Below are 25,982 nucleotides of genomic sequence, written 5' to 3'. Positions count from 1 at the left end.
ACGGTACGGTACCCGCCCCGGGGTTTTTCGTCCTTCCAGTTTCGGCGTCCCAAGGAGCCCTCCATGGTCTGTCACCAACGGAACCGGCACAAGAATGCCGCTGGTGTCCGCGGCCTGATTCTTAGCCTTAGGGACCTGCTGGTGCTGGGCGCCTGCGTTACGGGGATTCTTGGCGCCTGGCTGGCCTACGGGGTGGCCGGGGGCGCCAGCCACGGAGAACCTGCAGCCGGGGAACCGGCGGCCACGGTCCTTTCGGAGCGATTGCCCGATCCGCTGACGCCTGCGGACGACGGGGTGGTCCGGGAACCTGCGGCGGTAGCGGATCCGGTGGGGTTGCCCGCGCTGCCGCTGGCTGTGGGCGGGCTGCCCGAGCCGGAACCTGCTTCTTCCGAGCCGGCTGCATCGGCTCCGCAGCGCATTACCTACCCCGCCGCCGGCATGGATGTTGTGGTTCACCCGCTGGAACCAGAGTCCGTCGATGCCGCGAGCCACAGCATCGTCCCGCCGGAGACGATGGATGGTTACTGGCTGGCACCGTTCGGGAAACCCGGCGCCGGTTCCGCCAACACAAGCTATGTCATCGGACACAGCTGGGAAGGGCTGGACGCGCCATTCAACCACTTGAGTTCAGCTGCCGCAGCCGGGGACGAGCTGACCGTCACCACGTCAACCGGTGCCATGACTTACCGCGTCGACTCAGTCACCACCTACACAAAGGCAACCCTGAAGGACAGCCCCATCTGGGCGGTGGTCCCCAATCGCCTGGTGCTTATCAGTTGCTACACCGAGGACCCGTGGGGCAAAAACGTCGCCGTCGTGGCGTCGCCGGTGCAAGGACGCTGACAAAGACCCCGGTTCTGCTGTGTTCGAATATTGAGACAACTTGACCATCATGTGGATGCCTTGGCTACCCTGAAAACATGAGCGCACCCACGATAAATCTTGCTGTCATTCCCGGCGACGGCATCGGCCCGGAGGTCATCGCCGAAGCCTTGAAGGTCCTGGAAAAGGTTGTGGCCGCCGAAGGCGTCACCCTGGACCAGACCCATTACAAGCTCGGAGCCCAGCATTGGCTTGAGACAGGGGAGACCCTTCCGGAGGAAGTGCTGAGCGATCTCCGCACCCGGGACGCTATCCTGTTCGGCGCCGTCGGTGCAGCCCCCGGTGACACCCGGATCCCGTCCGGCATCATCGAGCGCGAGATGCTGCTAAAGCTCCGCTTCAGCCTCGACCACTTCGTCAACCTGCGGCCGTCGCGCCTTTTCGGCAGTGTCGGCAGCCCGCTCGCCAACCCCGGCAAGATTGACTTCATTGTGGTCCGCGAAGGCACCGAGGGTCCGTATGTCGGCAACGGCGGCACACTGCGCGCCGGGACAATCCACGAGGTTGCGACCGAGGTTTCGCTGAACACTGCCCATGGCGTGGAACGGGTTGTCCGCGACGCGTTCCGCCGCGCCAGCGAACGTCCGCGCAAGCACGTCACGCTGGTGCACAAGCACAATGTGCTTGTCTATGCCGGCCACTTGTGGAAGCGAACCGTTGAGGCGGTGGCCAAGGAATTCCCGGATGTCACCCACGACTACCTGCACATCGACGCAGCCACGATCTTCATGGTCACCGACCCCGCGCGCTTCGACGTCATCGTCACGGACAACCTTTTCGGCGACATCATCACGGACCTCGCGGCAGCCATCACCGGCGGCATCGGCCTGGCGGCTTCCGGCAACATCAACATGGAACGCACCGCCCCCTCCATGTTCGAACCCGTGCACGGATCTGCCCCCGACATCGCCGGCCAGCAAAAAGCCGATCCGACGGCGGCAATCCTGTCAGCGGCACTGCTGCTGGACCACCTCGGCTATGCAGATGCAGCGAAGAAGATCGAAGCGGCAGTCATTGCCGACGTCGAAGGCCGCGATGGCCGGGAGCGCACCACCAGTGCGATCGGCGACGCAATCGCCGCCGCCCTTTAGGGTCCCGCATCGGGCGTAAGCTTGTCTCGAATCACCAATAATGCTGCCGTGGTCCGACGCTGAACCACGTTCACACACCAGGCAGCCGACCGTGGAGGAACCATGACTCAGACTGCCCATGGCGTCGAATTCACCCATCAGCCCTCGGTAACCCCGAAGTCTGCTGAAGAGCGTGCAGCCATCCTGGCGAACCCGGGTTTCGGCAACTATTTCACCGACCACACTGCGATTGTCGACTACAGCGTTGACGAGAACGGCAAGGGCGGCTGGCATGATGCACGCATCGAGGCATACGGTCCCATCTCGCTTGACCCGTCGGCAGCCGTGCTGCATTACGGCCAGGAGATCTTCGAGGGGCTCAAGGCCTACCGCCATGCCGACGGCTCGGTCTGGACGTTCCGCCCGGAGGCCAATGCCGCCCGCCTGAACAAGTCCGCCCGCAGGCTGGCGCTGCCGGAACTTCCCGAAGAGTACTTCCTCGGCGCCATCCGCGAACTTGTCCAGGCCGACCGGGAGTGGGTTCCGGCCGGAGACGGCGAGGCACTCTACCTCCGCCCCTTCATGATCGCCACCGAAGCATTCCTTGGCGTGCGCGCGGCCAGGGAAGTCTCCTTCCGCGTGATCGCTTCCCCGGCCGGCAACTACTTCGGCGGCGAGCTGAAGCCCGTGTCAATCTGGATCTCCCGCGAGTACGCCCGTGCAGGCCGCGGCGGCACCGGCGCAGCCAAGTGCGGAGGCAACTATGCCGCCTCGCTGATCGCCCAGCAGGAGGCCGAGGCCAACGGCTGCAAGCAGGTCCTCTTCCTGGACCAGTTCAATGACAATGCCGTTGAAGAACTGGGCGGCATGAACGTCTTCTTCGTGATGAAGGACGGCTCGCTGGTCACGCCAGCCCTGACCGGAACCATCCTGGAGGGCGTCACCCGGATGTCCGTTATGCAGGTGGCCAAGGACATGGGCCGCACCGTCACCGAGCGCAAGATCACCCTGGACGAATGGCGCGACGGCGTGGCTTCGGGCGAGATCACCGAGGTCTTCGCCTGCGGGACTGCCGCCGTGATTACGCCCATCGGTGTCCTCAAGGACGCCACGGAGTTCATCGGCTCCGAGGACGCGAAGGCAGGCGAGACCACCATGGCCATCCGCGAGCAGCTCCTCGGCATCCAGACAGGCACGGTCGAGGATACGCACGGCTGGCTGACCCGCCTCGCCTGAAGTCCTAAAGACTGGCGCCGTTCCCGGCTGAACCACGACGCCGGGCGGACCGAGAATGATTTCGGTCCGCCCGGCGTCGTGCGTTTTAAATGCGAAGATGGAACGGTGAATCCCGAATCTTCTCCGTCGATTCTTCCAGCCAGCGGCCTGGCGCGGTTCCGGCTGGCACCCAACCCCGGCCCCATGAGCCTGGACGGGACCAATTCGTACCTGCTGGGCCGGCTGGAATCGGAGACCACCGTGGTGGTGGACCCCGGGCCGTTGGACGAACGGCACCTGCGGGACCTGGCCGCGGCGGGTCGGGTGGAGCTCATCCTCATCACGCACCGCCACGCCGACCACACAGCGGCGGCGGGGCGCTTCCATGAACTCACGGGGGCGCCGGTCCGTGCTGCTGATGCCCGGCACTGTCACGGCGGGAATCCGCTGGCTGACGGTGAAACGCTCCTTGCCGCGGGCGTGGAGCTACGCGTCATTGCCGCTCCCGGCCACACGTCCGACTCGCTCTGTTTCCATCTGCCGGGTGACGGCCCGCACGGCTCGGTGCTCACCGGCGACACCATCCTGGGCCGCGGCACCACGGTCCTGGATTTTCCCGACGGCAAACTGGGCGACTACCTGAGAACGCTGGACAGGCTGGAAGCGATTGGCCCGGCCACGGTCCTGCCCGGGCATGGAGCGGTGCTGCCGGCGCTGGACGCGGTGGTCCGCGCCTACCGCCACCACCGCCAGGAACGGCTCGCGCAGATCCGTGCGGCCCTGGCGGAGCTGGGACCCGATGCGGAGGTGGGCGACATCACGGATGCCGTCTATGCGGACATCGATCCCGCCGTCCGTGCGGCCGCGGAGAATTCAGTCGCAGCCCAGCTGGAGTTCCTCCGCAGCTGAGCACCTGGCCGGGGCCGGCACGGCAGCGCCGCCCGGGGCAGGACGCCGTTCCGGAGGACTGTACGCTAGGAACCATGCGTATCGCCCGATTTGTAGCTGATTCTGATCCCCTTTACGGCGTTGTGGAAGGCGAGCCCGGCAGTGAGGAAGTCACTGTCATCAAGGGTGACCCTTTCTTCAACGGCGTTGAACGCAGCACCGTCAAGTACAAGCTTGAGGACGTGCGGCTGCTCGCACCCATCATTCCGCGCAGCAAGGTGGTGGGCGTCGGACGCAACTTCGTTGAGCATGCCAGGGAGCTCGGCAATGACGTGCCGCAGCAGCCACTGCTGTTCCTGAAGCCCAACACGTCGGTGGTGGGGCCCAACGATCCCATCGTGCTGCCGGAGTTTTCGGAGGAGGTTTCCTTCGAGGCCGAGCTGTGCGTGGTGATCGGCCGCATCTGCAAGGACGTTCCCGAGGACCGCGTTGACGACGTCATCTTCGGCTATACCTGCGGCAACGACCTGACGGCCCGGGATGTCCAGAAGACCGACCTGCAGTGGGCCCGGGCCAAGGGTTTTGACACCTCGGCGCCCCTGGGCCCGTGGATCGAAACCGAGCTGGACACCGACGACCTCCGGATCCAGGGCTGGCTCAACGGCGAACTCCGCCAGGACGGCAGCACGAGCCAGATGATCCGGGGCGTCCGTGAGCTTGTCTCCGTCGTGTCGCAGGCCTTCACGCTGCTTCCCGGCGACGTCATCATGACCGGCACGCCTGCGGGCGTGGGCCTGGTGGCGGCCGGCGACCGGTTTGACGTGGAGATCGAAGGCATCGGGCGGCTTTCCAACCCGGTTGTCCGGCGCTAGCCGCACACAGCACCGACGTCACGGCAGCCGCCCCGGGGATCCCGGGGCGGCTGTCCGTTTCCGTGCCGGATTTCGCGGCGGGTCCGAGTCCCGGGCAGGCGGTAAAGTTGGAGTCACTATGACTACTCCTTCTGTGTCCAACGCTGTCTCCAGTCCTGCCGTCACCGCCGAAACCCCGGTCCGGGTGCGGTTCTGCCCATCGCCCACGGGCACCCCGCACGTGGGCCTGATCCGTACGGCGCTGTTCAATTGGGCCTACGCCCGGCACACGCAGGGCACGTTTGTGTTCCGCATCGAGGACACGGACGCGGCGCGGGACTCGGAAGAAAGCTACGAGCAGCTGCTTGAGGCGCTGAAATGGCTGGGCATCTCGTGGGAAGAAGGCGTGGAAACGGGCGGCCCGCATGAGCCGTACCGCCAGTCACAGCGTCTTGACCTCTACAAGGACGTGGTGGCCAAGCTGCTGGAGGCCGGCTACGCCTACGAGTGCTACTCCTCGCCGGAGGAAGTTGAAGCGCGCCACCGTGCGGCCGGCCGCGACCCCAAGCTTGGCTACGACAACTTCGACCGCAACCTCAGCGCCGAGCAGGTGGCCGCGTTCAAGGCCGACGGCCGCGAACCGGTGCTCCGTGTCCGCATGCCCGACGAGGACGTCACTTTCACCGACATGGTCCGCGGCGATATCACCTTCAAGGCCGGAAGCATCCCGGACTATGTGATTGTCCGCGCCGACGGTTCCCCGCTGTACACCCTGGTGAACCCGGTGGATGACGCCCTGATGGGGATCACCCACGTACTGCGCGGCGAGGACCTGCTCTCCTCCACGCCCCGCCAGGTGGTGCTGATTCGCGCCCTGATGGAGATCGGCGTCGCAAGCTACATGCCTGTGTTCGGGCACCTTCCGTACGTCATGGGGGAGGGCAACAAGAAGCTGTCCAAGCGTGACCCTCAGTCCAACCTCTTCCTGCTCCGGGACCGCGGATTCATCCCCGAAGGCCTGCTCAACTACCTTTCCCTGCTGGGCTGGAGCCTGTCCGCCGACGAAGACATCTTCACGGTGGAACAGCTGATCGAGCACTTCGACGTCCACGACGTGCTGGCCAACCCGGCGCGCTTCGACATCAAGAAGGCCGAAGCAATCAACGGCACGCACATCCGGATGCTGGACGCGGACGACTTCAGGGGCCGCCTGGTTCCGTACCTCCGGGCAGCGAACCTGGTGGGGGATACGCTGACCGCCCGCGAGGACGAGATCCTCGCCGAGGCCGCACCGCTGATCCAGGAGCGCATCGCCTTGCTGGGTGAGGCGCCGGAGATGATTTCCTTCCTGTTCAAGGACGACGACGCCATCGACGTAGCGGATGACGCCCGCAAGGGACTTCCGGAAAACCTCACCGAGGTGCTGGACGCTGCGATCGCAGCCCTGGACGCCGTCACCGACTGGAGTGCCGAGAGCATCCAGGCCGCGCTGAAGCAGGCACTCGTGGAGGACATGGGCATCAAGCCGAGGCTGGCCTTCGGCCCGGTCCGGACAGCCGTCTCGGGGCGCCGGATCTCCCCGCCGCTCTTTGAATCCATGGTCATCCTGGGCAAGGCATCCTCACTGGCCCGCCTCCACGCTTTCCGCGGCTGATGACTGCCATGCGCGGCGACGGCGGCCGTGTCCTGCACACGGGCTTTGGCGTCGTCCGGGGTGTGCTGTTCGACATTGACGACACCCTGGTGGACCTTGAATACGCCATGACCACGGCGCTGCGTGACGTCAGCGAACACCTCCTGCCCGGCCTGGACCAGGCCGGGTGGGAGAAGTTCGGGCGCATCTTCACGCACGAGACCACGCACTTCTATGACCGCTACCTGGCCGGCGAGCTGACCTTCAACGAGCAGCGGCTGCTCCGGGGAAGGGCGGCCCTGGGACACTTCGGAGTGGAACTGGAAGAGGGCGAGGAGTCCCACGCCTGGGTCACGTCCTACGCAGCCCTGCAGCACGGCTACGTCCGTGCGTTCGAGGACGTTGCCCCGGTCCTGGACGCCCTCGACGCCGCGGGAATTCCCTACGGTGCGGTCAGCAACAACGTGCACGACTACCAGCGGGTGAAGCTCGATACCGCAGGGCTCCAACGGATCACCGTCTTGGTGGGAACGGACACCGTGGGCGTACCCAAGCCGGATCCGGCCATCTACCTCGAAGGCGTACGCCTCCTGGGCAGCAGCGCCGCTGAGACCCTCTATGTGGGCGACAACCGACTGCTCGACGCGGAAGGTTCGACGGCGGCGGGCTTGCTGGGCGTCTGGCTGAACCGCGGCGGGGAAACTGAGTCCGAGTTTGCAGGTCATCAGGTGGGTTCCCTCGCGGATTTGCTGGGGTAGGAGCGCCGGCAGGCCGGCTGGCGTGGCCTGATCACCGCCTGATCACTGCCGGGCCAGCTGCCGGCTCAGGCGGTTTCACCCGCTTTCCGACGGTTGCGCAGCGCCATAAAGGCGCCCACTGAACCGAATCCCAGCACGCCCACCATGCCGACGGCAGTTCCGACGTCGGGCCGGCCCACCACGTCCGACGGCGAGACCGCCGCTGCGCTTGAGTGCAGTGTCTCTGTTCCGGCTGCCACTTTTGCATTCCCCTCCGCGAGCTTGCTTGCCCCGGTGGCCAGCTGCGAGGAACCGGACGCGAGCTTGGTGTTGCCCTCCGAGAGCTCGGAGGCTCCGGCGGCCAAGGCTTCGGAGCCTCTCAGGAGCCCGGGATTAGCGGGATCCTCCGGGTCTCCCTTGATGCCTGCATTCAATGCCGTGGTCCCGGCGGCAAGCCGGGAGGAGCCCTCGGTCATACTTGCGGTCGCCTTGAGCAAGCCCGGACGGTCCGGGTTCCCGGGTATTCCGTCCATGCCTTCCCTGATCTTCGCTGTCCCGTCTGCAAGGAGGCGCGTGCCGAGGACAACCCCGGGGTTTTCGGGATCCTGGCTGTTGAGCTTGCCGCTCAGGGTTGAGAATCCCGCAGTCAGCTTCCCGGCACCGGCCCGCAGCTCTCCGGTACCTTCGTGGAGCCTGGAGGCCCCGGACTGGAGCTGGGCGGCTCCGGCGTCGAGCTTGTGGGCACCGGCCGCAATTTTGGCAATCTTGTCCTTGACCACGGAGAGCGGCACGAGCCCCTGGACGGGGTCGTCGGCCGCAGCCTGCAACAGCTCCAGCGCCTGGGCCAGGGCTGCGGTGCCCGTGCCCGCCTCCGGACTGCCGTTGGCACCGCGGTAGCCCTTGAGCTGAGTTGTCCCCGCGGCAAGCTGGCCGGCGCCGCCCTCCAAACGGGACGCTCCGTCGCTGAGCTGCGTGGCGCCATCGGCGAGGTTGTTTTCCGCGGTTCCCGAAGCTGTGGGGGTCAGCGCGGCGGAGAGTTGCTCCGCTCCGGAAGCAAGCTTGCGGGCACCGTCATCGACTTTGTACACCCCCGGGGCCAGCTTGTTGTTGACGTCTGCCTCGATTTTCACCGCCCCGGCCGCGAGTTTCCCGGCGCCGGCCTGGAGCTGGTCCGCACCGGGAGCGAGCTTGGTAGTGATGCCGGCATGGATCTTCTGCGCCCCGGCGGAGAGCCTGCCTGCCCCGGTGTCCGCCAGAGTGGCGCCGGCGGCAAGCTTCCCGGCGCCGTCCTCAAGCTGATCGGCGCCGGCGGAAGCCTGGCCGGCTCCGTCCTTCAGGCGCCCGGATCCGTCCGTGATGCGCCCGGTGACCAGGGTATAGAAGCCCAGCAGGGCGATCAGTAGCAGGGCAAGGAGCGCTATGGCGATCTGTTGGCCGCGGGTGCGGGCGTTTTGGGGAGCAGTGGCACGACTCTGTGGCACGGTTGGTTCCTCTCGACGGTGGTCTCGGACTCCCGTGGTCCCCGGCCCCCCGGCCGTGATGCAGCTAACATTCGAAAGTGAGCACGGAACTGCCGGTCGGGAAGGGTGCAGGGGAGTGGTTACTCTTCGGTAACTTACCGAGAGTAAACTTGTCGGCCCTGTAATTGCAAGGGTTTCCCCGCCCCGCGGCCGGTTACGGCGTTCCCGGGCGGACTGTTTGGCGGCCTCGGGAAGGGTTGTTGGCGCCGATTTGTGCCAGCCAAAAGTCTCGGGTAAAGTAATTACTCGTGCTGAGGCGCGGGGAGCGAAGGTTTAGGCCTGAACGTCCGGCCCGAAAGTGCCATTGGGATATGGTGTAATTGGCAACACTACGGTTTCTGGTACCGTCATTCTAGGTTCGAGTCCTGGTATCCCAGCTCTGAAAAAGTCGCATTCCGGTGCGGCGGATCAGGGGTTTCAAGCGGCTTGGCCGATTTGAAACACTGGCTTTGTGTATGAAACAATCACTGAGCCTGATGGTAGAAATACCATCCGGAAGTACGCGGCCCCATCGTATAGCGGCCTAGTACGCTGCCCTCTCACGGCGGTAACGCGGGTTCGAATCCCGCTGGGGTCACCACGAAAGCGGTCCCGGGCAATTGCCCGGGGCCGCTTTGTTTTGTTTGCTTAAGCTCGGCTGTTGCCCTGGTCTCCGCCATTGCCGCGCGGTCTGCGCCGGATTCGGGCCGGACGCGTGCTGAACTGGCATGATGAAGCTGTGACGTCCCCATCTGAGAGTTCACCCGCAGGCCCCGCCGTGCACCATACGCGCGCAGCCGCGGCCGTGGACCTGCTCGAGACCGTCCGCAGGGACCTCGACGAGGCCCGGCTTCCGCTCGCACTTCCCGGCTCGGACGCCGCCCGCCTGGATATCCGGAATGCGCTGGCGCAGCTGGACGACTATATGCTTCCGCGCTTCCGCAGCCTGGACGCTCCGCTGCTGGCAGTTGTGGGCGGATCAACCGGAGCCGGCAAGTCCACATTGGTCAACGCCCTGGTGGGTCACCCGGTCACCAGGGCCGGCGCCATCCGGCCGACCACCAGGCAGCCGATCCTGCTCCACAACCCGGCGGACTCCGGCTGGTTCGAAGACCAGCGCGTGCTGCCGAACCTGAGCCGCATCCGCGGCGCAGTGCTGGAAACCCCTTTGCCCGCCAGCCGGGCCGGTGCTGCACCCGATGCGGCAGCCATATCCTCCCTGGTGCTCCTGGGACACCCTGCCGTGCCGCAGGGAATCGCCATACTGGATGCACCCGACGTCGACTCCGTCTCGGATGGCAATCGGACGCTTGCGGGCCACTTGCTGGCTGCGGCCGACCTCTGGATATTTGTGACAACAGCCAACCGCTATGCCGACGCCGTGCCCTGGAAACTGCTCCTCGACGCTGCGTCAAGAGACATCATGGTGGCGGTGGTGTTGGACCGCGTGCCCCCGGCCGCCGAGGCGGAGGTCAGCGCGGACCTCCGGACCATGCTGCAGCGGGAGGGCCTGGGTGCAGCCCGGCTGTTCATTATTCCGGAGGTGACCCTGGACGGCCTCGGAATGCTGCCCGGCGGCGCCGTGGAACCCTTGGGTCATTGGTTGCATGAACTGGCAGCAGATTCTGCCGGAAGGGCTGAGATTGCCCGCCGGACACTCAATGGCACTGTACGCGCGCTCAGCGGCCGCGTTGCCGCCCTTGCGCAGGCATCCAGGGAGCAACAGCAGTCGCGTGACGTCCTTGCCAGGGATGTCCGCCACGCCTATCAGGATGCCGGGTCCAGGATTCTGGACGCAACGCGGGACGGTGCCCTCCTCCGCGGCGAAGTTCTGGCCCGCTGGCAGGACTTTGTTGGTACCGGCGAGTTCTTTCGCGTCCTGGAACAGAACATCGGCCGCATGCGGGACCGGATGGGCGCTTTTTTCCGCGGTGAGCCGGCTCCTGCCGTCAAGGTGGAAACAGCCATTGAAACGGGGCTGCAGGCTGTCATCGTGGACGAAGCCGCCAACGCGGCCGAGGACGCTGACCAGCGCTGGCGCTCGGACCCTGCAGGCCGGCAGCTGCTGGGCGCGGACGACCTGTCCGGCACCAGCGCCGGCTTCGCGGACACGGTGGCGGCAGAGATCAGGGCGTGGCAGGGGGCGCTGATGGAGCTGATCCGTACGGAAGGCCAGGGCAAGCGTACCCAGGCCCGGTGGCTTTCCTTCGGGGTCAACGGACTCGGGGCCGCCCTCATGATCGTGGTTTTTTCCATGACCGCCGGGCTGACGGGACTGGAGATCGGAGTGGCGGGAGGGACCGCCGTCGTAGGTCAACGGCTCCTGGAGGCCGTCTTCGGCGAGGATGCAGTGAGGCGCCTCGCGCAAACTGCGCGCGAGGACCTGAACTCGAGGTGCCACAAGCTGCTGCAGGCAGAACAGCAGCGCTTCCTGGACCGCCTGGACGTTAGTACCGGGGTTCCGCCGGAGGTCCTGTCCGATCATGCGCGCGCCCTCCTGGAACTGGCCGGAACCGCATGAGCCGGCACAGCGGAACCCGGGAAGCTTCCCGGCTCGACGCCCGCCTGCAAGCCCTGAACGATGCGCGGGAGCTCGCCGGCGGGGTGTTGCCGGACGAGGCGCTGGACGACGTGCTTCAGGTCCTTGAGCGCGCCAGTTCCCGCCGTTCACTGTCCGCGGAGCATACGGTGGTGGGATTCTTCGGCGCCACGGGCAGCGGGAAATCGTCGCTTTTCAATGCGGTCAGCGGTGCGGAAATAGCAACGGCGGCGGTGCGCCGTCCCACGACGTCCGAACCGCTGGCCGGTGTCTGGGGACAGGACGGCAGCGAACCGTTGCTGGACTGGCTCGGCGTCACCAAGCGCCACCATTCCTCGGCGCTGCCGGGGTTCGCCGATGAATCCACGGGCCTGATCCTGTTGGACCTGCCGGATTTCGATTCAACGAAGGCCGCCAATCGGGAGATTGTCCAGCGGATGGTGGGTCTGGTGGATGTCCTGGTGTGGGTGCTGGACCCGCAGAAATATGCGGACGCCGCGGTGCATAACGATTTCCTTGCGCCCCTGGCGTCGCACGGGGCGGTCACGCTGGTGGTCCTGAACCAGGTCGACCGGCTTCCGCCGTCGGACATCGGACCGGTGCTGGAATCCCTTAAGGCCATCCTTGCCCGGGATGGCCTGGGGAAGGTCCAGGTCCTTGGCGCCTCGGCGCTGGAGGGGACCGGCATCGACAAAGTCCGGGCCGCCATTCGGCACGTGGTGGTGCAACGGCAGGCGTTGTCGCAGCGGTTGGCCGCGGATGTCTCCAAGGCCACGGCCCGCCTTGCGGCGGCATCCGGAACCGGGGAGGCCGCCGGAGTCAAAGCCGGCACCAGGTCCCGGCTGGCTGACGAGCTTGCGGCGGCCGCCAACGTCCCGCTCGTTGCTGATGCTGTGGCGAGGTCGTACCGGCAGGAAGCCACCAGGCGCACAGGCTGGCCGTTGACCCGCTGGCTGGTCCGGTTCCGCCCGGACCCGTTGCGGCGGCTGAACCTGCGGCGGGAAGGTGCCGCAGCGGAGGTCAACCGGACATCGCTGCCGCCGGCCGGTGCCCCGGAACGCGCCAGGACGGACGCTGCCGTGCGGGAATTCGCGGATGCCGCCAGTGCCGGGGCTCCGGGACCGTGGCGCGCGGCCATCCGGGGCGCGGCGCGTGAAGGCCGGGACCAACTGCCGGACGCATTGGACCAGGCAATTGCCGGTACTGAGCTGATGGCCGGCAGAAAGTCGTGGTGGTGGGGACTGTTCAACGTTGCCCAATGGCTGGCCCTCGTGGCGGCCTTGGGCGGCGTGGGCTGGCTTGGGGTCCTGGCCGGGCTAGGGTATCTTCAGCTGCCTGTTCCGGAGGTGCCCAGGGTGGAAGGATGGCCGGTTCCGACGCTGATGATCGCCGGGGGAGTGTTACTGGGCGTAGTGCTGGCCCTCGCCGGAAAGGCCATCGCCGGCGCGGCGGCCCGAGTGCGGGGCGGCGCGGCGGGGAAGAAGCTCAGGGCGGCCGTGGCCGCCGTTGCGGACGGACGCGTGGTTGAACCGGTGGAAGGTGAAGTCAGCAGGCTGAAGTCCTTCAACGCGGCCCTGAAAGCCGCAGGCCGCGACTAGCCGTTTCCCAGTGCTTTCGTGGCGTCGCGGACCTTGATCATGGTGCGAAGGTTGCGCGTCGTGGTGGTCGATTTGTAGCGCGCTTTGGATGAGAGTTTGCTGAAGGGACTGTCCAGGGTGCCTCCGGCGGGTGCAAGCCAGGCCATGGCCTCGGGACCCAGGCGTTGCTGCTGCGTTCCGTCCAGCCGTGAACCGGCCTCGAACAGCTCGTCCAGCACGTCTGTATCCGAACTGAGGGTGATGTAGGTGTGCGTCGTTTTGTCCTCGGCAGGGTAGGGGCATGCCTCGACGAGTGCGGCAACCCTGGCGTCGGTCAGAACCACCACCCATGCGTCATAGCCAAAGGACCCGCGCAGGCAGGCTTCGACTTCCTTCTTGACTGCGGCGGCGCCGAGAGGGGTGGCCAGGGCAACGTTGCCGCTGGCAAGGAGCGTCTTCACTCCGGCGAAGCCGCGTTCCGCCAGGGCACTCCTGAGGTCCGCCATTTTGATGTTGATTCCGCCCACGTTGATGCCGCGGAGGAAGACCGCATAGCTGTTCATGGGCACAGCCTAATACCCGGGGCCCGCACCGTTCGGCCGGCCGGCCGGGCGGCTGCGCCACGGGCCGCTGCGCCGGCCGGGCGGCTGCGCCACGGGCCGCTGCGCCGGCCGGGCGGCTGCGCCGCCACGGGGTGTCAGTCGTTGTTCTTGCGGAGCGCCTCGGTCAGCACCCGGGCGGCATTGCAGACAACTTCGGCGTGCAACCGGCCCGGCTGGCGGGTCAGGCGCTCGATCGGACCGGAAATGGACACGGCGGCAATCACGCGTCCGGACGGACCGCGGACAGGCGCCGACACAGAGGCGACCCCCGGCTCGCGTTCGCCGAGGCTCTGGCCCCAGCCCCGCCGTCGTACTCCTGCCAGGACGGTGGGGGTGAAGCGCGCCGCCTGCAGTCCTTCGAGGAGCCGGTCGTGGTCCTCCCAGGCCAGGAGGACCTGGGCGGCGGAGCCGGCCTTCATCGAAAGCTGGGTACCCACCGGAATGGTGTCGCGGAGACCGATGGGACGCTCGGCGGACGCAACGCACACCCGCCAGTCACCTTGCCGGCGGAAGATCTGGGCGCTTTCGCCGGTGGCGTCGCGCAGCTGCATCAGGACGGGGCCGGCAGAGGCGATCAGCCGGTCTTCGCCGGCGGCGGAGGCGAGCTCCACCAGGCGGCTTCCGAGCACAAAACGGCCCTGAATGTCGCGGCTGACAAGCCGGTGATGGACCAGTGCCAGGGCAAGCCTGTGTACGGTCGGGCGCGCCAGTCCGGTGGCAGCCACCAGTTGCGCCAGAGTGGTGGGCCCGGCCTCAAGTGCGTCGAGCACATGGGCCGCTTTATCGATGACACCGACGCCACTAGAATTGTCCATGTAATGATATTGCCGTCTCAATATCTGAGATGCAAATCATTTGGCTGGCGTATTACGCGGGCGTGCTGGTTCAGTGGATGTAAACAGCCAACAGCAGTGAAGGGAGATGGCCATGGCAAAGACATTGGCCGAGAAAGTCTGGGACGCGCACGTGGTGCGCAAAGGCGACGGCGAAGGTGCCAACGCCCAGCCGGACCTTCTCTACATCGACCTCCACCTGGTGCATGAAGTCACCTCGCCGCAGGCCTTTGAAGGACTCCGGCTGGCCGGACGTCCGCTGCGCCGCCCGGACCTCACCATCGCCACCGAGGACCACAACACCCCTACGCTGGACATCGACAAGCCTATCGCTGATCTGACCAGCCGGACCCAGATCCAGACGCTGCGCAACAACTGCAAGGAGTTCGGCGTCCGCCTGCACTCCCTGGGCGACGCCGAACAGGGCATCGTCCACGTGGTCGGTCCCCAGCTTGGCCTGACCCAGCCCGGCATGACCGTGGTCTGCGGCGACTCGCACACGTCCACGCACGGTGCCTTCGGTGCGCTGGCCATGGGCATCGGCACCTCCGAGGTGGAGCACGTCATGGCCACCCAGACGCTGTCCCTGAAGCCGTTCAAGACCATGGCAGTCAACGTCGAGGGAACCTTGCGACCCGGAGTGTCGGCAAAGGACATCATCCTGGCGGTCATCGCGAAGATCGGCACCGGCGGCGGGCAGGGCTACGTCCTCGAATACCGTGGTTCAGCAATCCGTGCACTGTCCATGGAAGCCCGGATGACCATCTGCAACATGTCCATCGAAGCCGGCGCCCGCGCGGGCCTCGTTGCCCCGGACCAGACCACGTACGACTACATGTACGGACGGCCGCACGCTCCGCAGGGTGCGGAGTGGGACGCCGCCGTCGAATACTGGAACACGCTCCGCTCGGACGACGACGCAACGTTCGACGTCGAGGTGGACCTGGACGCCGACACCCTGGAGCCCTTCGTCACCTGGGGCACGAACCCCGGCCAGGGCGTTTCGCTGTCTTCCAAGGTGCCTTCGCCGGAGGACTTCGGCGATGAAAACGCCAAGGCCGCGGCCGAACGGGCACTGCAGTACATGGGGCTGGAAGCCGGCACCCCGATGAAGGAGATCCGGGTGGACACCGTCTTCCTGGGCTCCTGCACCAACTCCCGGATGGAAGACCTTCGCGCCGCGGCGGACATCATCCGCGGGCGCACCAAGGACCCGAACATCCGGATGCTCGTTGTCCCGGGCTCGGCACGCGTCCGGCTCGAGGCGGAAGCCGAAGGCCTGGACAAGGTCTTCAAGGACTTTGGAGCTGAGTGGCGTTTTGCCGGCTGCTCCATGTGCCTGGGCATGAACCCGGACCAGCTGGAGGTGGGGGAACGCTGTGCCTCCACGTCCAACCGCAACTTTGAAGGACGCCAGGGCAAGGGCGGCCGCACCCACCTCGTCTCACCGGTCGTGGCGGCAGCCACGGCGGTGCGCGGCACGCTCAGTTCGCCGTCGGACCTGGACCCCGCTCAGGAGTCCGCCGCCGTCAGCAGCAGTGCCGCTTAGATATCGCCGACTCGCCCGCGCAGCCCACCCCCACCCAGCATCAAAGGATCCGCCATGGAAAAGTTCAGCACCCACACCGGAATCGGCGTACCGCTGCGCCAGAGCAACGTGGACACCGACCAGATCATCCCGGCCGTCTACCTGAAGCGCATTACCCGCACGGGCTTTGAGGACGCACTGTTTGCGGCCTGGCGCAAGGACCCTGCCTTCATTCTGAACCAGGAACCGTTCAACGCCGGCTCCGTGCTGGTGGCCGGACCGGACTTCGGCACCGGGTCCTCCCGCGAGCACGCAGTATGGGCATTGAAGGACTACGGGTTCAAGACCGTCCTGTCCTCCAGGTTCGCCGATATCTTTCGCGGCAACTCCGGCAAGCAGGGCCTCCTGGCAGCCGAAGTCGCCCAGGATGACATCGAGCTTATCTGGAAAGTGCTGGAGAACGCTCCGGGCACCGAGGTGACCGTGGACCTCGTTTCGAAGACAGTGATGTGCGGCAACGTGGTGGCGCCGTTCGAGATTGATGACTACACGCGCTGGCGGCTCCTGGAGGGCCTGGACGACATCGGGCTGACCCTCCAGCACGAAGAAGACATCACTGCCTACGAAGCCACCAGGCCCGCCTTCAAGCCGAAGACCCTGCCCGCACGGCTGTCCTGACCTGGTCCCGGCTGCACCCTTACCGGCCCCGCTGCGCCCTCCGGAAAAACGCGCCGTATTTCAGATCGGTAACGCTAGCTCCTATGCTTAGCTGGAGCCTTTGTAAGGATTTGGGGGCGAGTAGTCGTGAGGAAACCGGTATATGAGTAGTGTTTTGACAATCCGCGGAGGCGTCCCGCTAACTGGACGCGTCACCGTTCGCGGGGCCAAGAATCTTGTCCCCAAGGCCATGGTGGCCGCCCTGCTGGGCAACGAGCCGTCCGTGCTGCGCAACGTCCCTGAAATCAAGGACGTCGAGGTTGTCACCAGCCTGCTCCAGCTTCATGGCGTCACGGTCGAAAAGGACCCTGTCACCGGGGACCTGACCCTGGATCCGAAGGGCGCCAAAACCGCGTCCAGCACCGCAATCGACGCCCATGCAGGCGACTCCAGGATTCCCATCCTGTTGTGCGGTCCGCTGATCCACGCCATCGGTGAAGCGTTCATTCCCGACCTTGGCGGCTGCAAGATCGGTGACCGCCCCATTGATTACCACCTGAACGTCCTGCGCCAGTTCGGGGCCGTCGTCGAAAAGCGTCCGGGCGGAATCCACATTTCCGCGCCCAAGGGACTCCAGGGCGCCAAGATCTCGCTGCCCTACCCGTCCGTAGGGGCCACCGAGCAGGTCCTGCTCAGCGCCACCCGGGCTGAAGGCATCACGGAGCTTTCCGGGGCCGCCACGGAACCGGAGATCATCGACCTCATTGCCGTGCTGCAGAAGATGGGCGCCATCATCAGCGTCCAGACGGACCGCACCATCCGCATCGAAGGCGTCAGGGACCTTGGCGGCTACAACCACCGGGCACTCTCGGACCGGAACGAATCCGCGTCCTGGGCCTCAGCGGCACTCGTGACACGCGGAGATATTTTTGTCGAGGGCGCTTCCCAGCGCGACATGATGACGTTCCTGAACACCTACCGCAAGGTGGGCGGCGGGATGGACATCGGCGAGGACGGCATCCGCTTCTACCACCGCGGCGGCAAACTGAACCCGCTTGTCCTTGAAACAGATGTGCACCCGGGATTCATGACGGACTGGCAGCAGCCCCTTGTGGTGGCCCTGACCCAGGCCGAGGGTGTGTCGATTGTCCACGAGACCGTCTACGAGAACCGGTTTGGCTTCACCGACGCCCTGATCCGGATGGGCGCCAACATCCAGGTGCACCGGGAGTGCCTCGGCAGCGTGCCATGCCGCTTCGGCCAGCGGAACTTCCTGCACTCCGCCGTCATCTCCGGACCCACACAGCTCAAGGGCACCGATATCGACGTCCCGGACCTCCGGGGCGGCTTCAGCCACCTCATCGCCGCACTGGCTGCCACCGGCACGTCCCGGGTGACCGGAATCGACATCATCAACCGCGGCTATGAGCGCTTCACCGAGAAGCTCGCAGGCCTGGGCGCCGATTTCGACATCACCGCAGCCAAGTAACGGGGTCCCAGTGAAGGAAACGGCCAAGAGCCGCACCACCTTTGTCATCGTCGCCGGGATCGTCAGGCCCGTGATGAACCTGCTCATGAACAAGAAGTGGGAAGGGCTGGAAAAGCTTCCGGCGGGCGGTTTCATCGCCGCACCCAACCACTGCACGGAGATCGACCCGCTGGTGATCGGCCACATGCTGTACAACCAGAAGCGGATGCCGCACTTCCTGGCCAAGGGCGGACTCTTCAAGGTGCCGGTTTTGGGGGCGGTGCTGCGCGCCACCAAGCAAATCCCGGTGGAACGTTCGACGGCGGGCGCCAACCGTTCGCTGCAGGTCGCCAAGGCTGTGGTGGACGAAGGCGGTGCCATCATCATCTACCCCGAGGGCACGCTGACGCGTGACCCGGAGCTGTGGCCGATGAAGGGCCACACCGGTGCGGCCCGGATGGCGCTGGAGAGCGGCATTCCGGTGGTCCCCATGGCCCACTGGGGAGCACACCAGGTCTTTCCGCGCTATGCGAAGCGGTTCCATCTGTTCCCACGGCGGACCTCCCGTGTCATCGTGGGCGACCCCGTGGACCTGAGTGCTTTCGAGGGCCGTCCGCTGGACAAGGCCACGCTGACGGCCGCCACGGCGGTCATCATGGAGGCCATTACGAGCCTGCTGGCCACCCTTCGAGGGGAACAGCCTCCCGCTGAGCGGTGGGATCCTGCCGCCCACAACCAGACCAAGCATGGACGCAACATCGAGGGGAGCGGCACATGACCCCCGACCAGGCCGCAGCCGGCTCAGCAATGTCGGTCGCCGTCCTCGGAGCGGGTTCCTGGGGCACCACCTTTGCCAAGATCCTCGCCGATGCCGCCACCGCCTCCGGTGTCCGGCGGAGCATCCGGCTCTGGGGACGCCGCCGCGAGGTTGTTGAGCAGATCAACACCACGCACCGGAATTCGCAGTATCTCAAGGACATCGACCTCCCGCACACCATCACCGCCTCCACTGACGTGGCGGAGGTGCTCTCCGGGGCGGACCTTGTGGTTCTGGCGGTGCCCGCCCAGTCGCTGCGCCTGCAGCTTCGCGAGTGGCGGCACCTGATTTCGCCGGACGCCTATGTGGTCTCCCTGATGAAGGGCCTGGAGCTCAGCTCCGATGCCCGCATGAGCGAGGTCATCAGTGAGGAGCTGGGCATCAAGCCCGACCGGATTGCCGTGGTGTCCGGACCGAACCTGGCCATGGAAATCGCCCGCGAGGAACCCACCGCCTCAGTGGTGGCGTGCGCGGACGCCGAGGTGGCGTCTTGGATCGCCCGCAGCTGCACCGCACCCTATTTCCGCCCGTACACCACCACGGACGTCGTCGGTGTCGAAATCGGCGGCATCGTGAAAAACGTCATTGCACTTGCCGTGGGTATCTGCGAAGGCAAGAGGATGGGCGACAACACCAAGGCGTCCGTGATTACCCGGGGCCTTGCGGAGACGTCCAGGCTTGCCCTTGCCCTTGGGGGAGAGGCACAGACCATGGCCGGCCTGGCGGGCCTCGGAGACCTGGTGGCCACCTGCTCCTCGCCATTGTCCCGGAACCACACCGCGGGCCGCCTGCTGGGCAAGGGCCTGACGCTGGAGCAGGTGACCGCGGAAATGACCCAAACGGCCGAGGGGATCAAGTCCGGCCAGGCCGTGCATGAACTTGCCGGAAAGCTCGGCGTCGAGATGCCCATCACCGCGGCCGTGGTTGCCGTGCTGGCCGGAAAACTGTCCGTAGACGAACTGGGACCGCTGCTGCTGGCCCGGGACCTGAAATCCGAAGGCGATTACTGACTGTGTCGGAAGAACAAGTGAACAAGCACACCGGACCCGGCCACGCCAAACCCCGCGTCGCCGTGTTGTTTGGTGGCCGCTCCAGCGAGCACGCCGTCAGCTGCGTGACAGCAGCCGGCGTGCTCGGGGCCATCGACTACGACAAGTACGATGTCATCCCCATCGGCATCGCAAAGACCGGACAGTGGGTCCTTGCTCCGGGGGACACCCGGCAATGGTCCCTCTCGGCCTCCTCGCTTCCCGAGGTGTCGCCCTCCGCCCGCACGGTCACACTCGCCGAAATCGGTGGCGAACACCAGCTGATCGTGGCGTCCCCGAACGAAGTTCCGCAGGAACTCGGTACCGTGGACGTTGTGTTCCCGCTGCTTCACGGCCCGTTCGGTGAGGACGGCACCATCCAAGGACTGCTGGAACTCTCGGACACCCGCTACGTCGGTGCCGGTGTCCTCGCGTCCGCTGTCGGGATGGACAAGCATTACATGAAGGTGGTTTTTGAGGCCGCCGGCCTGCAGGTGGGCCCGTACATCGCCGTGACGGACCGGCAGTGGCTCACTGACCCGGAATCCGTCCGCAAACGCGTTGACCGGCTGGGTTACCCCGTCTTCGTCAAGCCCGCCCGGGCAGGCTCTTCCATGGGCATCTCCAAAGTGGACTCCCTGGAGGGCCTGGACGCGGCCATCGCGGCCGCCCGCGAGCATGACCTCAAACTGGTGATCGAGGCCGGCATCGTGGGCCGCGAGATCGAATGCGCCGTCCTTGAAGGGCGCGGTACGGAACCGCCGCGGACCTCCATGCCGGGAGAGATCGCCGTGGCCCCGGGGGAGCACGAGTTCTATGACTTCAATGCAAAATACGTGGAAGACGACGCCGCCTCGCTGAGCTGCCCGGCCGACCTCCCTGACGAGGCGATCGCCAGGGTCCGTGAGCTTGCCGCCGCCGCGTTCGACGCCGTGGGGGCCGAGGGGCTTAGCAGGGTGGACTTCTTCTACACTCCCGACGGCGAGCTGATCATCAACGAGATCAACACCATGCCCGGCTTCACGCCGAAAAGCATGTACCCGCAGATGTGGGCTGCCTCCGGGCTGGGCTACGCGGAACTCATCGACGAACTGATCTACCTTGCCCTGAACCGTAAGACCGGGCTGCGCTAAGCGCTATTGCAGCCGGCGGCCGGGACCTCAGGCCGCTATCGTCCGGTGGGCAGGTTCTGCAGCTCTTCCTGGCCCACGCAGTTCCTGGTGGCCTTGATCTTCCCGGCGGCGGCGGACAGTTCGGCCAGCACGGTTGCGGAACTGATCTGATCCGGGTCCATGAGGATCTCTGTGGCCGGTGCGCGGCCGAAGGTGGTCAGCGTCCAGACGGGGTCGCCTTCCTTGATGACCCAGTCGATCCCGTTGACGCTGACGCAGCGGTCTGTGGTGGGACCGGGAACGTTGACTCCGCAGCGCAGGATGACCTTGGACGGATCGCCCCAGGCGGCGGTTGCCTGGCTGTTGGTTTTCCGCAGGGCCGCGTCACCCATCGTGTCCGGAAGGGCCACCATCATGGGTGCACAGGCCGGATTGGCCGCATCCTTGGCCGGCGCGACGTCCACCACCGGTGCGCATGCGCTGAGGGCCAGCACCACTGCGGCGGCCGTTGCCGGCAGGCGAAGCGAACGGGTGGAAACCGGGGTGCGGAGCTGGTGCATTGTTTAAGCCTATCCCGGTCCGGACGGCTGGCCGGACGCCGTCCGTCCGCTCTGTCCCCGCTTCCCGCCTTGCCCGGGAGGGGCGCGACAGGACCTTGTGGACGGTGCCCCGCGAACGGATGTCGGTCCCTGACTGTAGCGTAGTGGTGTGCCTGAATCTCACCTCACCGTTGACGGACTTTCCGAATCCGAGCTCCTCGCCAGGATCTTTCCGCGCCTGAATAAAGGGCCTTCCGAGGGGACTGCGCTCCTGCTGGGACCCGGGGATGACGCCGCAATTGTGGCAGCCCCGGACGGCCGGACCGTGGTCAGCATTGACACGCAGGTCCAGGACCAGGATTTCCGGCTGGTGTGGCGCAACGGGTACCGGACCACCGGCTTCGACGTCGGCTGGAAGGCCGCGGCGCAGAACCTCAGCGACATCAACGCCATGGGTGCGCGGTCCGTGTCCATGGTGGTGAGCCTGACCCTGCCTCCGGAGACGCCGGTTTCCTGGGTTGAGGATTTCGCGGACGGGCTGTCCCACGCCATCAGCGACCTTGGTGCCGCCGGATGTTCCGTGGCCGGCGGGGACCTGGGCCGGGGCCGCGAACTGGCCGTGACCGTGGCTATCCTGGGTACCCTGGACGGGCGTGAGCCGGTATTGCGCTCCGGGGCCCGTCCGGGGGACACCGTCGCGCTGGCCGGAACACTCGGGGTCGCGGCGGCGGGCCTTGCCCTGCTGGAGTCGGCGTTGGATGTTGAACGGTTGACGCCGGAACAGCGGACCATCATGGACAGGCAATGCCGGCCGCTGCCGCCGCTGGATGCGGGGCCGTCCGCACTCGCGGCAGGCGCCTCGGCCATGATGGATGTTTCCGACGGACTGGTCCGCGACGGCAACCGCCTGGCCGCCGCCAGCGGTGTGGTGCTGGACCTTGATCCCGCCGCCCTGAAGCAGCTCGCAGAGCCTTTGGCCGCTGTCGCCGACGCGGTGGACGGTGACCCGATGGGCTGGGTGCTCGGCGGCGGGGAAGATCATGGACTTCTTGCCACATTCCCCGCGGACGTTCAGCTGCCTCCGGGTTTCGCTGCGATAGGCTCAGTAGAAGCCCTTGCACCAATGGAAAGCACTGGCGTGACGATAGCGGGCCGGCCCGCGGAAACTGTGGGATGGGATCACTTTGCAGACTAAGATTGCCGCCAACGCGCAAGCGATGAAGCGGTGGTTGGGCAAGGCCGAAACAGTCCTGGGGAACCACAGCGACCGCCTCAACGCCATCAATATTTTCCCTGTGGCGGACGGCGATACCGGCACCAACCTCTATCTGACGGTCCGTGCAGCTGCACAGGCCCTCCACGGCCCCGCAACGTCACCGGACCCCGAATTTGCGCCGCAGTCCGGGGGGACCCCGGGCCAGCAGGACGTCGGGGCCGTACTCGCAAGCGCAGGCCAGGCGGCGATGGAGCAGGCACGCGGCAATTCCGGCACATTGTTCGCTGTGTTCCTGTGCGCCGCTGCGGAGCCGTTGGCCGGTCATAACCGCCTGAGCTCGCCGCTGCTCGCAGCCGCGCTTAACCGCGCCCAGATCCGCGCCTGGTCGGCGTTGAGCGATCCTGTTCCGGGGACCATGCTCTCGGTTATGGAGGCTGCTGCGCGCGCCGCCGCCGGAGTGGACGCCGAGCAGAACGGCGACGACAGCAACCATGTCCTGGGACTCGCCCTGGACGCAGCGGTGGAGGCGGCCCTCGAAGCCGTGGTCCGCACCGAAGACCAGCTGGCAGCCCTGCACGAGGCCCATGTCGTGGACGCCGGCGGAGTGGGGATGCTCCTGATCCTTGACTGCCTGCGTTCCGCGGTGCTCGGCGAAGAACTTCAAGGCGACATGCTGGACGGCCTGCACGGCTACAACGTCCAGGACCCCCACATCCATGCAGACATGCCCGACGACGACGGCGTGGAAGTCATGTGCACCATCAACCTTTCGCCCCTGGATGCGGCCACCCTGCGGCAACGGCTGGACGAAATGGGTGATTCGGTGATCATGAGCCAGGTTGGCGGTGCAATCGACGCCGACGGAAAGTACCGCTGGCGCGTGCACGTCCACGTGCCCGCCCCGGAACCGGCCGTGGCGCTCATCGGTTCCCTCGGCGAACCCACGGACATTTCGGTCAGCCAGCTCGCCCTGCCGCGGGACCCCGACGGACATGAACACTGAGCTGGAACTGGGCCTGGAACGCCGCATCGGCAAACGGTCCGCAGCCGTCATTGAGAAACACCTGGGGATCACCACCGTCGGCGGCCTACTCAACTATTTTCCGCGCCGGTACCTCAGCCGGGGTGAGCTGACCCCCATCAGTGAGGTGCCACTGGACGAAGAGGTCACCCTGATTGCGCGCGTCGTGTCCAACAGCACCAGGGCCATGCGGGCGCGCCGCGGCACGCTGACCGACGTCGTGATCACGGACGATTCCGCGACGAGCCACCATAACCCCGGGAGCGCCGGCAGGCTCCCCGGCGCCGGCGTGCCCGGCACCTTGAAGGTGAGCTTCTTCAACGGCTACCGCGCCAAAGCGGAGCTGCTCCCGGGGCGCCGGGCGATGTTCTCGGGCAAGGTCACCCGGTACGGCGGCAGCTTAAGTCTCACCAACCCTGACTTCCTGCTGCTGGACGAGGACCCGGACACCCCGGGCATGGACCCGGAGAAGCTCGCCGCCATGCCCATCCCGGTCTATCCGGCAACGGCCAAGCTCACCAGCTGGTCGATCCAGAAAGTCATATCCACCCTCCTGGACACCGTCGACCTGGATGTCCTCGACGATCCGGTGCCGGCCGGGGTCTCGGCGCGGGAGAAGTTCCTGCCGGCTCCGGAGGCCTACCGGCTGATCCATGCCCCGGAGGTGCCCGGCGACTGGCAGCGGGCCAGGGACCGCTTCAGGTACCAGGAGGCCCTGGTCCTGCAGACCGCCCTCGCGCGGCGCCGCGCCCAGCTCGCCGCCGAGGAGGCCACGGCCCGCCGGCCGGTTACCGGCGGAATCCTGACCGCGTTCGACCGCCAGCTGCCCTTTACGCTCACCGCCGGCCAGTCCGCCGTCGGGAAAACACTTGCGGAGGAGCTCTCGCAGGACAGCCCCATGAACCGGCTCCTCCAGGGCGAGGTGGGGTCCGGCAAGACCATCGTCGCCCTGCGCGCAATGCTCCAGGTGGTTGACGCCGGGGGCCAGGCCGCCCTGCTGGCGCCCACGGAAGTCCTGGCCGCGCAGCACTTCGAATCCATCCGCAGGACCCTGGGACCGCTGTCCCGGGACGGTCTGCTGGGCGGATCAGGTCCCGACGCAGTGCAGGTCACGCTGCTTACCGGATCGATGCCCACTGCTGCCCGCAAGCAGGCCATGCTGGATGCCGCGTCAGGGACTGCCGGGATCGTGATCGGGACGCATGCCCTGCTGAGCGACAATGTCTCGTTCTACGACCTCGGCCTGATCGTGGTGGATGAACAGCACCGCTTCGGGGTGGAGCAGCGCGACGCCCTGCGTGCGAAAGCCAGCAAACCGCCCCACCTGCTCGTCATGACTGCCACGCCCATTCCGAGGACCGTGGCCATGACCGTGTTCGGCGATCTCGAAACCTCCGTGCTGGACGAACTCCCCGCGGGCCGTGCCCCCATTTCCACGCACGTCGTTGGCCTCGCCGAAAACCCCGGGTGGGCCGGACGTATCTGGTCCCGGTCCCGGGAGGAGATCGACGCCGGGCACCAGGTCTACGTGGTGTGCCCCAAGATCGGCGAAGACGACGACGGCGACTTCAGCCCCGGGGAAGCGGAGCCTTCCGCGGCGGACCTGGAAGGTGACGGCCCTGCCCGCGAGCTCGCATCCGTTACCGCCGTCGTCGAACACCTGCAGGACGAACCCGCGCTGGCCGGTGTTCCGCTGGCACCGCTGCACGGCAGGCAGGATCCCGTGCTCAAATCCGCAACGATGGCATCCTTCACGGCGAATGAAACCAAGCTGCTGGTGTCCACCACTGTGATCGAGGTCGGAGTTGATGTCCACAACGCCACACTGATGGTGATCCTGGATGCGGACAGGTTCGGCATCTCCCAGCTGCACCAGCTGCGCGGACGGGTGGGCCGCGGCGGGCTGCCCGGCACCTGCCTTCTGGTCACCACGCTTGAGCCCGGGCATCCCAGCCGCCGCCGCCTGGACGCCGTGGCGGCCACGACGGACGGCTTCGAGCTGTCGCAGGAGGACCTGAAGCTGCGCCGCGAAGGCGACATCCTCGGCGCATCGCAGTCCGGCGGACGCTCCACGCTCAAGCTGCTGCGCGTGCTGGAGCATGAGGACGTCATTGCCAAGGCACGCCGGGACGCGCAACACATCGTGGCCGCCGATCCCGGCCTGACAGACCATTCCGCACTCGCGGAGGCAATCGATGAGTATTTGAACCCGGAAAAGGAGGCCTTCCTTGAGCGTGGCTAGGACATGGTGTGTGGCTGGACATGACGGG

The 25,982-nt window shown here is 66.4% G+C and carries 22 protein-coding genes and 2 tRNA genes; 20 read left to right on the top strand and 4 right to left on the bottom strand.

Going from position 1 to position 25,982, the window contains the following annotated elements:
• Positions 1–63 precede the first annotated feature (63 nt).
• The 7 genes from ACSQ12_RS13155 (at position 64) to ACSQ12_RS13125 (ending at position 7,297) form a co-directional block, all read left to right on the top strand.
• Positions 64–843 carry a sortase domain-containing protein gene (locus ACSQ12_RS13155; protein WP_436065686.1) on the top strand — a complete coding sequence of 260 codons (780 nt, stop codon included), beginning with the start codon at positions 64–66 and terminating at the stop codon, positions 841–843.
• 77 nt (positions 844–920) lie between these two features.
• Positions 921–1,973, top strand: coding sequence for a 3-isopropylmalate dehydrogenase (locus ACSQ12_RS13150; RefSeq protein ID WP_209743831.1), 1,053 nt, complete (start codon positions 921–923; stop codon positions 1,971–1,973).
• A 102-nt stretch (positions 1,974–2,075) separates the two neighbouring features.
• The gene (locus ACSQ12_RS13145) at positions 2,076–3,188 is read left to right on the top strand and encodes a branched-chain amino acid aminotransferase (protein ID WP_209743834.1); all 1,113 of its coding nucleotides are present in this window, start codon (positions 2,076–2,078) and stop codon (positions 3,186–3,188) included.
• A 105-nt stretch (positions 3,189–3,293) separates the two neighbouring features.
• On the top strand, positions 3,294–4,076 hold the full coding sequence (locus tag ACSQ12_RS13140; protein WP_436065685.1) for an MBL fold metallo-hydrolase: 783 nt from the start codon (positions 3,294–3,296) through the stop codon (positions 4,074–4,076).
• A gap of 74 nt (positions 4,077–4,150) precedes the next feature.
• Entirely contained in the window at positions 4,151–4,927 is a 777-nt protein-coding gene (locus ACSQ12_RS13135; protein WP_209743840.1) for a fumarylacetoacetate hydrolase family protein, read from the top strand.
• Positions 4,928–5,045: 118 nt separating this feature from the next.
• Positions 5,046–6,560, top strand: coding sequence for a glutamate--tRNA ligase (gene gltX, locus ACSQ12_RS13130; protein ID WP_436065684.1), 1,515 nt, complete (start codon positions 5,046–5,048; stop codon positions 6,558–6,560).
• Positions 6,560–7,297, top strand: a complete 738-nt coding sequence (locus ACSQ12_RS13125; RefSeq protein ID WP_209743847.1) for an HAD family hydrolase — start codon at positions 6,560–6,562, stop codon at positions 7,295–7,297. The genes gltX and ACSQ12_RS13125 overlap by 1 nt, the downstream gene beginning before the upstream one ends.
• A 65-nt stretch (positions 7,298–7,362) precedes the next feature.
• Here the strand turns inward: ACSQ12_RS13125 and ACSQ12_RS13120 are convergent, their stop codons facing one another.
• On the bottom strand, positions 7,363–8,757 hold the full coding sequence (locus ACSQ12_RS13120) for a hypothetical protein (protein WP_436065683.1): 1,395 nt from the start codon (positions 8,755–8,757) through the stop codon (positions 7,363–7,365).
• A gap of 344 nt (positions 8,758–9,101) precedes the next feature.
• Here ACSQ12_RS13120 and ACSQ12_RS13115 point away from each other — a divergent pair.
• The 4 genes from ACSQ12_RS13115 to ACSQ12_RS13100 all read left to right on the top strand — a co-directional run bounded on the left by ACSQ12_RS13115 (position 9,102) and on the right by ACSQ12_RS13100 (position 12,912).
• Positions 9,102–9,173: transfer RNA gene (locus ACSQ12_RS13115), tRNA-Gln, on the top strand.
• A 127-nt stretch (positions 9,174–9,300) separates the two neighbouring features.
• Positions 9,301–9,376 (top strand) — tRNA-Glu (locus ACSQ12_RS13110).
• Positions 9,377–9,514: 138 nt separating this feature from the next.
• Positions 9,515–11,296 (top strand): dynamin family protein, encoded by a 1,782-nt coding sequence (locus tag ACSQ12_RS13105; protein ID WP_436065682.1) that lies wholly within the window; start codon positions 9,515–9,517, stop codon positions 11,294–11,296.
• Positions 11,293–12,912: a GTPase gene (locus tag ACSQ12_RS13100; RefSeq protein WP_436065681.1), complete on the top strand. Its 1,620-nt coding sequence runs from the start codon at positions 11,293–11,295 to the stop codon at positions 12,910–12,912. Before ACSQ12_RS13105 ends, ACSQ12_RS13100 begins: the two co-directional genes overlap by 4 nt.
• Here the strand turns inward: ACSQ12_RS13100 and ACSQ12_RS13095 are convergent.
• Positions 12,909–13,454, bottom strand: a complete 546-nt coding sequence (locus ACSQ12_RS13095) for a DUF1697 domain-containing protein (RefSeq protein WP_436065680.1) — start codon at positions 13,452–13,454, stop codon at positions 12,909–12,911. The two genes, ACSQ12_RS13100 and ACSQ12_RS13095, sit on opposite strands and share 4 nt — an antisense overlap.
• A 134-nt stretch (positions 13,455–13,588) precedes the next feature.
• Positions 13,589–14,308 carry an IclR family transcriptional regulator gene (locus ACSQ12_RS13090; RefSeq protein WP_011692361.1) on the bottom strand — a complete coding sequence of 240 codons (720 nt, stop codon included), beginning with the start codon at positions 14,306–14,308 and terminating at the stop codon, positions 13,589–13,591.
• A 112-nt stretch (positions 14,309–14,420) separates the two neighbouring features.
• Here ACSQ12_RS13090 and leuC point away from each other — a divergent pair, with 112 nt between their 5' ends.
• The 6 genes from leuC to ACSQ12_RS13060 all read left to right on the top strand — a co-directional run bounded on the left by leuC (position 14,421) and on the right by ACSQ12_RS13060 (position 20,957).
• The gene (gene leuC, locus ACSQ12_RS13085; protein ID WP_436065679.1) at positions 14,421–15,875 is read left to right on the top strand and encodes a 3-isopropylmalate dehydratase large subunit; all 1,455 of its coding nucleotides are present in this window, start codon (positions 14,421–14,423) and stop codon (positions 15,873–15,875) included.
• A 54-nt stretch (positions 15,876–15,929) separates the two neighbouring features.
• Positions 15,930–16,532 carry a 3-isopropylmalate dehydratase small subunit gene (gene leuD, locus ACSQ12_RS13080; RefSeq protein WP_209743865.1) on the top strand — a complete coding sequence of 201 codons (603 nt, stop codon included), beginning with the start codon at positions 15,930–15,932 and terminating at the stop codon, positions 16,530–16,532.
• A 142-nt stretch (positions 16,533–16,674) separates the two neighbouring features.
• Positions 16,675–18,000 (top strand): UDP-N-acetylglucosamine 1-carboxyvinyltransferase, encoded by a 1,326-nt coding sequence (gene murA, locus ACSQ12_RS13075; protein ID WP_043482405.1) that lies wholly within the window; start codon positions 16,675–16,677, stop codon positions 17,998–18,000.
• 10 nt (positions 18,001–18,010) lie between these two features.
• Entirely contained in the window at positions 18,011–18,757 is a 747-nt protein-coding gene (locus tag ACSQ12_RS13070; RefSeq protein ID WP_436065678.1) for a lysophospholipid acyltransferase family protein, read from the top strand.
• Positions 18,754–19,806: an NAD(P)H-dependent glycerol-3-phosphate dehydrogenase gene (locus ACSQ12_RS13065; protein ID WP_436065677.1), complete on the top strand. Its 1,053-nt coding sequence runs from the start codon at positions 18,754–18,756 to the stop codon at positions 19,804–19,806. The genes ACSQ12_RS13070 and ACSQ12_RS13065 overlap by 4 nt, the downstream gene beginning before the upstream one ends.
• Positions 19,807–19,808: 2 nt before the next feature.
• Entirely contained in the window at positions 19,809–20,957 is a 1,149-nt protein-coding gene (locus ACSQ12_RS13060) for a D-alanine--D-alanine ligase family protein (RefSeq protein WP_436065676.1), read from the top strand.
• Between the two features lie 35 nt (positions 20,958–20,992).
• On the opposite strand, the gene ACSQ12_RS13055 is transcribed toward ACSQ12_RS13060, so the two are convergent.
• A complete protein-coding gene (locus tag ACSQ12_RS13055; RefSeq protein WP_436065675.1) occupies positions 20,993–21,496 on the bottom strand; it encodes a DUF3515 domain-containing protein in 504 nt (167 codons plus the stop codon).
• Between the two features lie 148 nt (positions 21,497–21,644).
• Here ACSQ12_RS13055 and ACSQ12_RS13050 point away from each other — a divergent pair, with 148 nt between their 5' ends.
• Genes ACSQ12_RS13050 through ACSQ12_RS13040 form a run of 3 tightly spaced genes read left to right on the top strand, consistent with a single transcriptional unit; the run spans position 21,645 to position 25,954 of the window.
• Entirely contained in the window at positions 21,645–22,670 is a 1,026-nt protein-coding gene (locus tag ACSQ12_RS13050; RefSeq protein ID WP_436065674.1) for a thiamine-phosphate kinase, read from the top strand.
• 22 nt (positions 22,671–22,692) lie between these two features.
• Entirely contained in the window at positions 22,693–23,694 is a 1,002-nt protein-coding gene (locus tag ACSQ12_RS13045; RefSeq protein ID WP_436065673.1) for a DAK2 domain-containing protein, read from the top strand.
• Positions 23,684–25,954, top strand: a complete 2,271-nt coding sequence (locus ACSQ12_RS13040) for an ATP-dependent DNA helicase RecG (protein WP_436065672.1) — start codon at positions 23,684–23,686, stop codon at positions 25,952–25,954. The genes ACSQ12_RS13045 and ACSQ12_RS13040 overlap by 11 nt, the downstream gene beginning before the upstream one ends.
• Positions 25,955–25,982 lie beyond the last annotated feature (28 nt).

Source organism: Arthrobacter sp. LjRoot14, assembly GCF_964253905.1.
Lineage (GTDB): Bacteria > Actinomycetota > Actinomycetes > Actinomycetales > Micrococcaceae > Arthrobacter.
This window is presented reverse-complemented; position numbering and strand designations above follow the sequence as displayed.

Bases quoted from the DNA above. Each gene is read 5' to 3' on its own strand.
- ACSQ12_RS13155 (WP_436065686.1), top strand. From the start codon at position 64: ATGGTCTGTCACCAACGGAACCGGCACAAGAATGCCGCTGGTGTCCGC.
- ACSQ12_RS13150 (WP_209743831.1), top strand. From the start codon at position 921: ATGAGCGCACCCACGATAAATCTTGCTGTCATTCCCGGCGACGGCATC.
- ACSQ12_RS13145 (WP_209743834.1), top strand. From the start codon at position 2,076: ATGACTCAGACTGCCCATGGCGTCGAATTCACCCATCAGCCCTCGGTA.
- ACSQ12_RS13135 (WP_209743840.1), top strand. From the start codon at position 4,151: ATGCGTATCGCCCGATTTGTAGCTGATTCTGATCCCCTTTACGGCGTT.
- gltX (WP_436065684.1), top strand. From the start codon at position 5,046: ATGACTACTCCTTCTGTGTCCAACGCTGTCTCCAGTCCTGCCGTCACC.
- ACSQ12_RS13125 (WP_209743847.1), top strand. From the start codon at position 6,560: ATGACTGCCATGCGCGGCGACGGCGGCCGTGTCCTGCACACGGGCTTT.
- ACSQ12_RS13100 (WP_436065681.1), top strand. From the start codon at position 11,293: ATGAGCCGGCACAGCGGAACCCGGGAAGCTTCCCGGCTCGACGCCCGC.
- ACSQ12_RS13095 (WP_436065680.1), bottom strand. From the start codon at position 13,454: ATGAACAGCTATGCGGTCTTCCTCCGCGGCATCAACGTGGGCGGAATC.
- ACSQ12_RS13090 (WP_011692361.1), bottom strand. From the start codon at position 14,308: ATGGACAATTCTAGTGGCGTCGGTGTCATCGATAAAGCGGCCCATGTG.
- leuC (WP_436065679.1), top strand. From the start codon at position 14,421: ATGGCAAAGACATTGGCCGAGAAAGTCTGGGACGCGCACGTGGTGCGC.
- leuD (WP_209743865.1), top strand. From the start codon at position 15,930: ATGGAAAAGTTCAGCACCCACACCGGAATCGGCGTACCGCTGCGCCAG.
- murA (WP_043482405.1), top strand. From the start codon at position 16,675: ATGAGTAGTGTTTTGACAATCCGCGGAGGCGTCCCGCTAACTGGACGC.
- ACSQ12_RS13065 (WP_436065677.1), top strand. From the start codon at position 18,754: ATGACCCCCGACCAGGCCGCAGCCGGCTCAGCAATGTCGGTCGCCGTC.
- ACSQ12_RS13055 (WP_436065675.1), bottom strand. From the start codon at position 21,496: ATGCACCAGCTCCGCACCCCGGTTTCCACCCGTTCGCTTCGCCTGCCG.
- ACSQ12_RS13045 (WP_436065673.1), top strand. From the start codon at position 22,693: ATGAAGCGGTGGTTGGGCAAGGCCGAAACAGTCCTGGGGAACCACAGC.
- ACSQ12_RS13040 (WP_436065672.1), top strand. From the start codon at position 23,684: ATGAACACTGAGCTGGAACTGGGCCTGGAACGCCGCATCGGCAAACGG.